We start from the raw sequence: 8,232 nt of genomic DNA, 5'->3' as shown, positions 1-8,232 counted from the left end.
TGAAATAGCCCCCTGATTCCCCGGCCCCGTCCTATCGCTTATCTTTGAAGATAGGAACAGGACTGTGCATATGACTAGGCATACGGAGTCAATCGAGGTAGTCGTGAAGGACCAGCGCCGCAGGCGCTGGTCTCTCGCAGAGAAGGCGGCGCTGGTGCGCCGAACCTACGAACCAGGCATGAGCGTGTCATTGGTCGCTCGGCAGGAAGGCGTTTCGGCTGGACTGCTGTTCCAGTGGCGCAAGCTCGAACGGCAAGGTGCTTTGACCGCCGTCTCCGCTGGCGAGGCAGTCGTGCCCGCATCCGAACTGGCGGCTGCTCGCGCGGAAATCGCCAAGCTGCAGCGCGTGCTCGGCAAGAAAACCTTGGAGAACGAAATCCTCAAGGAAGCCGTGGAGTACGCCGCAGAAAAAAAGTGGATTGCGCGCTCGCCCTTGTTGCCCGGGGACGACCAGTGAAGACGGTTTGCCGGACGATGGGGCTGGCGCGCTCGCATGTGCGCGACCTGCTTGGGCGCGGTGAAGACTGGACCGATGGCCGCAGCCATCGCACACCCAGCGACGATGCCGGGCTGCTCGCCGAACTGCGCCAGGAAATTGCCGACTTGCCCAGCTATGGCTACCGACGKGCCTGTGCCTTGGTGAACCGCCAGCGTGCGGCACGGGGCGCCCCGAGGGTCAATGCCAAACGCGTCTATCGCGCCATGGCACAAGCCGCTCTGCTGCTGCCCAAAGCGCCTCGCCGGCGCCAGTCCGCACGCACGCATGAGGGCCGTGTTGCGGTCTCGCGCAGCGACCTTCGATGGCGCTCCGATGGTCTGGAAATCAAGTGCGATTCAGGTCAGACCGTGACGGCCACCTTCACCAAGGATTGCTGCGACCGTGAGGTGATGGCTTGGCGCGTGTGGGAGGGCAAAGGGCTGCAAGGTGAGCCGGTACGCGAGATGCTCRTCGAGGCCGTCGAACGCCGATTCGGCTCGGTCGAAGCGGTCCCGCAGGGACAGGAGTTGGAGTTCCTCAGTGACAACGGCGGTGCCTACATCGCCGCCGAAACGAGGGCACTGGCGCGCGCTCTGGGCCTGAAGCCCATCAACACGCCCGTCTGCAGCCCGCAGAGCAACGGCATGGCCGAGAGCTTCGTCAACACCTTCAAGCGCGACTATGTGGCGCGCATGGACCTGAGTGACGCGCAGACGGTACTGGCGCAACTGCCAGCGGCCTTCGAGCACTTCAACGAGGTGCATCCGCATTCTTCGCTGAAAATGCGGTCGCCTCGGGAGTTCAGGCGGCAACACGCTGCAGGGGCTGACCAGCTGCTTTATTGCGAATAGGGTGGGGTCGGGAATACGGGGGCGACATCACGTGCACGCAAGCTCGGCGGGACGGCCCGCGCAACGGGCATGGCATGGCCACGGTGGCGATAGGGCAGGTCCCGAAGTCAGGAGGCAGGCCTCGCACCAAGCGCCTGAAAATCCACCGCAGCATGCGCGGCCGCAATCCAGCCGCAGCGCAATTGGCCATGCGAATATCCCGTCTGCTTCCAGCCCGAGGAAGATAAAGTTTGCGCCCAAAGCAAAAATCCCCAGTGCATTTCTGCACTGGGGATTTTCTTGTTTGGGGTGGCTGATGGGGCTCGAACCCACGACAACAGGAATCACAATCCTGGACTCTACCAACTGAGCTACAGCCACCGTTGAAGCATTCGATTATATGCCAAAAACCAGCAGACAAATGCTTTGGAACAGGCGTTGCGTGACGGATCGGGTGCAGCAGGAACAACGGCGCATCGGGGGAAGCGGGCAAGGGGCAGGATGGCGCCATCCTCCATGCAGCCGCAGCCGGCAGGGAGCTTGTCCGGCGCACCTGAAGCTGCCGGGGACAAGCTGCCGGGCACAAGCAGTCCCCCTGCCGCCCAAAGCAAAAATCCCCAGAGCATTTCTGCTCTGGGGATTTTTTTATTTGGGGTGGCTGATGGGGCTCGAACCCACGACAACAGGAATCACAATCCTGGACTCTACCAACTGAGCTACAGCCACCGTAGAAGAACGCTATTCTATTCCAAAAAACTGCTTGATTTCTGAAATTTCTGTTTTTCTAGAAATTTCCCTCATCAGGGGCGCGGGACCTTGATCTGCACCTTGAGCTGTTTCTTGAGAAGCTCGTAGTATGCCATAGCTTCCGCCACGGCCGAGCTTCGCAGGAAGTCCTGCTTCTGCGCGGCAGCCGCCTGCGCATCATCGGCCGGACGCTCGACGATGCGGTTGATCTTGACCACGGCATAGCCTTGCGCGCCCAGGTCAACACCCGTCCACGCAGGCAGCTGAGCCGTGGGCGCACGCAGGGCAGCGTCCACCACTTCGCGCGACTGGCCTTCGGGCTGGTCACGGCTGATCACCTTGGCTGCGGGCAATTGCGCCGCGTCAGGCTTGGCCTTCCATGCGGCGAGCTTGGCTTCGCCATCGGCCTTGGCCAGTTCGGCGGATTTTTGCGCCACATACAGGGTGCGCAGCTTGTCGCCGACCTCGGCCATGGGCAGCGTGCGGGCAGGCGTGTACTCCACCACGCGGCCGGCCACCAACTGGTTGGAACCCAGCTCCACCGCATCGGTGTTGCGCTTGTTGTTGAGCGAATCGCTGGAGAACAGCGCCTCCAGGAAACGGGGATTGGCCAGGGGGCCCTTGACGTTGGGGCCGGGCTGGCGCGTCACATGGTCTGCCTTTTGCACGGTGAGCTTGAACTTCTCGGCCACGGGCTGCAGGCTGTCCGACTGCTCGTAGACCGCGTTGGAGAAGCCTTCCGCCAGTTCGGCGAACTTGCGCTGCGCCTGCTGCTGCTTGAGTTCTGCTTCCAGCTTGGGACGCATCTGCTCGAAGCTCGGCGCCTTGGGCTTCTTGATGTCCACCAGCGAGATGATGTGGTAGCCGAAGTCGCTGTGCACCACGTCGCTGATGTCACCGACCTTCATGCCGAAGGCTGCGTCCTCGAACGGCTTGACCATGGCGCCACGACCGAAGTAGCCCAGGTCTCCACCCGACGCAGCGGAACCACCGTCCTGCGAGTTGGCCTTGGCCAGCTCGGCGAAGCGCTTGGGGTCCTTGCGCAGCTCGGCCAGCAATGCCTCGGCCCTGGCCTTGGCTTTCTCCTGCTCTGCCGCGGGGGCATCCTTGGATGCGTTGATCAGGATGTGGCTGGCGCGGCGCTCCTCGGGACCGGCCAGGCGCTCGGCGTTCTGGTTGTAGTAGGAACGCACATCGTCTTCGCTCAGCGTGATGCCGGCCTCGATGCTGGGCACATCCAGCAGCAGGTATTCCACCTTGGCCTGCTCCAGTTGCTGGAACTGGCTGGTGTGGGCGTCGTAGTAGGCCTTGAGGTCGGCCTCGGTGGGCTGGACCTTGCTGGCGTAGGCGCTGGCTTCGAAGCGTGCCACCTGCACTTCGCGGCGCTGGTACAGCGCATCGATGGCCTGCTTGACCTGGGCGTCGGTCGCAAAGGCCGTGCCCGTGACGCCACCCATCACCTGGTTCATGGACAGTTCGCGGCGCAGATTGGCCTCGAAGCCCTCAGGCGTCAGGCCCTGCGATCCGACCAGGGCGCGGTAGGCTTCGGCATCCATCGAGCCATCCGGCTTCTTGAGCGCGGCAATCGCGGGAATCTCCTGCAGCGTGCGCACCAGCTGTGCATCCGATGCGGCCAGGTGCATCTTCTGCACGGCAGCGGCCAGCACCTGGTCACGCACCATCTTCTCCAGCGTGGCGTAGCGCGCCTGCGGCGAATCCAGCAGCTTGGGGTCGACGTTGGGGTTCTCGGCGCGCAGGCGGTCGCTTTCCATGCGGTGCGCGTTCTCCCAGTCGGCCTGTTTGATCTCATGTCCATCCACACGCGCGACGATCACGCTGGATTCGGTGAAGTAGTTCTGGTTGACCCCCACGAAGATGAACGAGGGAATGATCAGCAAGAACAACAAGATCATCACGAACTTGGAATGCTTGCGGATGGATTCGAACATGGTCTGTCTTTCAGTGGCAGAAATAGAAAAGGCGAACTTTCGTTCGCCTTTTGTTCTTGGTGGGTGCTGACGGGGTCGAACCGCCGACCTACGCCTTGTAAGGGAAAATTGCACCTTTACAAATCAATAGCTTGCAGCGCTCACCTACTTCGCCCCACCAACTAATAGAGGCGGAAGCGCACCATTCTACTTACATGAGGCCTCCGCCCCCTGCTTCGCTGGGTCATATACGCCACGGCAACGGAACACGCTGGCTTGAGGAAATGCATGATTACTGTATATTTATACAGCACAAGGAAGTCGACCATGCCCCACGTCATCACCCCCACACAGCCGGTCGCGGCCGCCATGCCGCCAACACCGCTGCCGGCCCCCGCCAGTCCGGTACGCGCTGGCTTTCCCAGCCCCGCCGAAGACTTCAGTTGTGCGCGCATCGATCTGGCCAAGATCATGGTCAAGCATCCTCAGTGCACTTTCCTGCTGCGTGTGCGCGGCGACTCGATGATCGGAGCGGGGATCTTCGATGGTGACCTGCTGGTGGTGGACAAGTACCTGCGGCCGCAGCACGGGGACATTGTGGTGGCTGAAGTGGATGGCGACTTCACATGCAAAAGATTCTGGGCCAGGTATGACCAGGTGATGCTCCGCGCCGAGAACCCCACATACCCAGACATCCGTGCGAAAGAAGGCCAACAGCTGGAGATCTGGGGCGTGGTGACGTGCGCCGTCAAGTCGTTCCGCACATTGTGAGATCAGGCCATGTTCGCCCTGCTGGACGGCAACAATTTCTACGTGAGCTGCGAGCGCGTGTTCCGCCCTGCGCTGAAGGGCCTTCCGGTGATAGTGCTCAGCAACAACGACGGCTGTGCCATCGCCCGATCCGAAGAAGCCAAGGCGCTGGGCATCAAGATGGGCGAGCCCTTCTTCCAGATCAAGCACCGTATCCACCAGGGCCTTGTCACCCTGTCCGCAAATTTTGTGCTGTACGGCGACATGAGCGACCGCATGATGTCCCTCGCGGCCGGCCTCGGGCCAGAGCAAGAGATCTATAGCATCGATGAATGTTTCATTGGCCTGGCTGGCGTGCACAACGTGACGCGCAGATCCTGGGCAATCCGTGACCGCATCTTGCGCGGCGTCGGCATCCCCACGTGCATCGGCATCGGCCCCACAAAGACCTTGGCCAAGCTCGCCAATCATGTGGCCAAAGACGCGGAGCGCAAACCCGGCAGCTACCCTGCCTCACTGGCCCAGGTATGCAACCTCACCGAGCTTTCGCCAGCACAGCTGCAGTCGCTGCTGGAAAGCGTGCCCGTGGGCGACGTTTGGGGCGTGGGGCGCCGAATCAAGATGCGCCTGCTGGATCACAAAATCTTCACGGCTTGGGACCTTGCCCGCGCGCCACAGCCGCTGCTGCGCGCCCACTTTGGTGTGGTGCTGGAGCGCACAGCGCGCGAGCTGCAGGGCATGCCCTGCCTGGGGCTGGAGCATGAGCCACCACCAAAGCAGCAGATTGCCTGCACCCGATCTTTCGGCCGTCCAGTCAGCGAACTGGCGCCGCTGGTGGAGGCTGTTTCCACCTTCGCACAGCGCGCTGCGGAAAAACTGCGCGCTCAAGACCACAGAGCCGGGGCCGTGCATGTTTTCGCGCACACCAGCCCATTTCGTGACGGCCCACGCTTCGCCCGGAGCACCACCATCCAGCTCCCACAGCCCAGCAGCGACACGGCCCTGCTGGTGCGCGCTGCGGCGCGCGGGATCGCCAAGATCTACGAGCCCGGCTATCAGCTGTCGAAGGCTGGCGTGATGCTGCTGGATCTGTCCCCCGTGGCAGTGCAGCAAGCCTCATTGCTCGATGAGCCCAACGACTATGCGCGCGACCACAGCCCCCTGATGGAGGCCATGGACCGCCTTAACGCGCGATACGGCAAAGGCACGTTGGGAGTGGCCAGCGCGCTGCAGGCGTCGGGTTGGGCCATGCGCCAGGACCGCCGCACCCCCAGATACACCACTGACCTCCAAGACATCCCCATAGTTCGAACCTGACCCGGAGATCGTTATGAAAATGTCTCTCGAAGTTGAGCTGTACCCCACTCTGCTCACGATGCCGCGCTGGTTCGGAACGCCAGAAGTGCAAATCCTGCCGGGACTACCCGAGCATTACTTCATCAATGAAGTGCAGCCCGGGTGGTTTGTTGTCACAGATCTGGACGACGACCAGATCTACGCGGGCCTGGGCCCCGTCTCGGTCGAACGCTCCAACGCGCCATTCTGACGGGCCGCACCTCACTGCGGCTGCTGCGCTGGATTGGGCCATGGAGCGATGCCCGGAGGATTGAGCACGGCACAATGCCGGCCATGATCGACCCCACAAATCCGAAACACACAGTCCACCAGCGCGTCGTCGCCGGCTTCATGGGGCATTGGAAGGCCCACGGCAGCGACAAGTACCCCCAGCGGTTCAGGTTGCCGCCCGAGGAGCTCTACCATCTCGACCACGTCATGCACAAGGGCGAGCACCCGGGAATCATGTGGGGCGTGCCGCTCGAAGCTGACCCCGCGACGAAAGGCGAAATGGTCGCAATCGACGGCACGGTGGTTTCGATAGCGCCGGCTGACCCGGCGCCTGCGGCTTAGGCGCCAGCCGCAAGCTTGTCGCGCAGCCGGAAGCCCAGCAGCTCCCAAATTTTCTCCACGGCATCGGCGCGGGCTTCCTTCCGGCCGAGATCAGCGTCGTGCTGGTCCGGGTCGATGGCGCCGTAGTTGATGCCTACGAGCTTGGTGCCATTGCGCAGGCGCAGCACACAGATCGTCAGCAGCGCCAATTCGGCGGGCACGTCGCCGAAGTCGCGCGGGTTCAGCGCCTCAGGGTGGCCGGCGCCTTGAGTGGCGGTGAAGTAGTGCTCGCCCACAATCTCGGCTTCGATGTCAGCGAGCGTCACGCGCGGGCCGCCGCTGGCTGGGGCCTGCTCACCCTCGTAGCCGGCGCTGCGCATCAGGTCGTCACTGGCCTTGTGGCATGGGCATGCCGCCACGCCATGCACCAGGCATTTGTGCTGGTCGGCGCGGCCTGGGTAAGCGTTCATCCCACAGCGCAGTTCGGCCAATGACGCAGGAGCCGACTGCACCAACATCGCGTCCAGCGCATCGCGGATGTTGTTGCCCACGGACTTGCCCGGGAATGCGGGATTGGCGACCAATGCCCCCATGCCGTGCGCCAAGGCTAGCTCCAGCTCCTGACGGTGGGAGCGCTCGCGCGATGACACGGCAACGGTCTGCTCCCCGAGCTTGCGGAGTATCTGCTCAGCCAAGCCGGCAATCGGCATCAGCAGCAACGCCACGCCCAGCAGCATGAAAATCCCGAGATCGATGATCTGGGCGGACTGGCTGAACATGCGCCAGCCGGAGATGATCAAGAGCGCGGCGATTGCCACGATGGCAGTGGCCTGCCAGTGTTTTTTCAGAAAGGTCATGGGTTGCGTCCGATAGAGACGCCTGCGGCCGGCAGGCTCGGGATCACGGGCCAGGCGGCACCGAGGGTTTGGACATCAGCTGCGTGTCCTGCAGCCTTTGCTGCCATGTCCCCATACGCTGCGCGGCAGTCTTCAAATACGACTCCGAGGGCAGTGGCGTACTCAAGGACGGCAGCAGGGGGAGCGTTGGCAAGTCGGCGGGCGGCATCTGCGGATTGCTCGCGCAGGCCGTCAGCCACAGAGAGCAGCTGGTCAAGATCACGGCGCAGCAGCGCCTCGCGGTCACGGGCGGCATTGAGGGCTCCTTGGTATTTGGTGTTCATGGCCTGCTCGGCGCTGCGCACGCGGGCGTCGGCCGCGCGCTGGGCCGTGCTGGTGGCCAGCTGCTGGGTGGTGGTTTCCAGCCGGGCCTCGGCCAGATCAGCGCCAAGCCGGGCCTCCTGGAAGTACCAGACCAGCAGCGCGGCAAGCGCGGCCACGGCGCCGTGGGTGATGGCGCTCAGGCCCATGGGTAGCCCCACCTGCGATGGTTGCGCCAGGACATCAACGCCAGGACGCAATTTAGAGGCAGCGCGCCCCAGGCCTGCGCCGCCAGGATCCACAGCAGAAGAATCGCTTGGATCGCCAGGGCCAGGGCCCAAGTCTTCGGATGCTGACGCCAGCCCATGAGCACCATACACACGGTCAAGGCGAGCACCAGCCACGGCAGGTGGTTGACGATCATCGCCCACCCCTCCACCAGTACCACCACATGG

Annotated in this window: 9 protein-coding genes and 2 tRNA genes; 5 read left to right on the top strand and 6 right to left on the bottom strand. The window is 63.1% G+C overall.

The window, feature by feature from the left end; all coding sequences use genetic code 11:
- Positions 1-70 precede the first annotated feature (70 nt).
- Positions 71-1,329 (top strand): IS3 family transposase gene (locus GRX31_RS23130; RefSeq protein ID WP_237426759.1). Its coding sequence is split into 2 segments (ribosomal slippage): positions 71-401 and positions 401-1,329, totalling 1,260 coding nucleotides; the frame shifts between segments, so codons are not numbered across the junction.
- Positions 1,330-1,613: 284 nt separating this feature from the next.
- On the opposite strand, the gene GRX31_RS23125 is transcribed toward GRX31_RS23130, so the two are convergent.
- The 3 genes from GRX31_RS23125 to GRX31_RS23115 form a co-directional block, all read right to left on the bottom strand.
- Positions 1,614-1,689 (bottom strand) — tRNA-His (locus GRX31_RS23125).
- A 269-nt stretch (positions 1,690-1,958) separates the two neighbouring features.
- Positions 1,959-2,034, bottom strand: a tRNA-His gene (locus GRX31_RS23120).
- A gap of 74 nt (positions 2,035-2,108) precedes the next feature.
- Entirely contained in the window at positions 2,109-4,004 is a 1,896-nt protein-coding gene (locus GRX31_RS23115) for a SurA N-terminal domain-containing protein (protein ID WP_061288328.1), read from the bottom strand.
- 306 nt (positions 4,005-4,310) lie between these two features.
- Between GRX31_RS23115 and GRX31_RS23110 the strand changes: the two genes are divergently transcribed.
- The 4 genes from GRX31_RS23110 (at position 4,311) to GRX31_RS23095 (ending at position 6,641) form a co-directional block, all read left to right on the top strand.
- Positions 4,311-4,754, top strand: a complete 444-nt coding sequence (locus GRX31_RS23110; RefSeq protein ID WP_160855067.1) for a LexA family protein — start codon at positions 4,311-4,313, stop codon at positions 4,752-4,754.
- A 9-nt stretch (positions 4,755-4,763) separates the two neighbouring features.
- Positions 4,764-6,050, top strand: coding sequence for a Y-family DNA polymerase (locus tag GRX31_RS23105; protein WP_160855065.1), 1,287 nt, complete (start codon positions 4,764-4,766; stop codon positions 6,048-6,050).
- Between the two features lie 13 nt (positions 6,051-6,063).
- A complete protein-coding gene (locus GRX31_RS23100) occupies positions 6,064-6,279 on the top strand; it encodes a hypothetical protein (RefSeq protein WP_097203095.1) in 216 nt (71 codons plus the stop codon).
- 83 nt (positions 6,280-6,362) lie between these two features.
- Positions 6,363-6,641 carry a hypothetical protein gene (locus GRX31_RS23095; protein ID WP_160855063.1) on the top strand — a complete coding sequence of 93 codons (279 nt, stop codon included), beginning with the start codon at positions 6,363-6,365 and terminating at the stop codon, positions 6,639-6,641.
- On the opposite strand, the gene GRX31_RS23090 is transcribed toward GRX31_RS23095, so the two are convergent.
- The 3 genes from GRX31_RS23090 to GRX31_RS23080 are packed head-to-tail and all read right to left on the bottom strand — an operon-like array spanning position 6,638 to position 8,201.
- Positions 6,638-7,477 carry a Gp49 family protein gene (locus tag GRX31_RS23090; protein WP_237426758.1) on the bottom strand — a complete coding sequence of 280 codons (840 nt, stop codon included), beginning with the start codon at positions 7,475-7,477 and terminating at the stop codon, positions 6,638-6,640. The genes GRX31_RS23095 and GRX31_RS23090 overlap by 4 nt on opposite strands.
- A complete protein-coding gene (locus tag GRX31_RS23085) occupies positions 7,474-7,986 on the bottom strand; it encodes a hypothetical protein (RefSeq protein WP_160855061.1) in 513 nt (170 codons plus the stop codon). Before GRX31_RS23085 ends, GRX31_RS23090 begins: the two co-directional genes overlap by 4 nt.
- The gene (locus tag GRX31_RS23080; RefSeq protein WP_160855059.1) at positions 7,977-8,201 is read right to left on the bottom strand and encodes a hypothetical protein; all 225 of its coding nucleotides are present in this window, start codon (positions 8,199-8,201) and stop codon (positions 7,977-7,979) included. Before GRX31_RS23080 ends, GRX31_RS23085 begins: the two co-directional genes overlap by 10 nt.
- Positions 8,202-8,232: the final 31 nt, after the last annotated feature.

This window comes from Delftia sp. CH05 (assembly GCF_009827015.1).
Classification (GTDB): Bacteria; Pseudomonadota; Gammaproteobacteria; order Burkholderiales; family Burkholderiaceae_C; genus Comamonas; species Comamonas tsuruhatensis.
The sequence above is the reverse complement of the archived record's forward strand: the minus strand, read 5'-3'. Positions and strand labels throughout refer to the sequence as shown.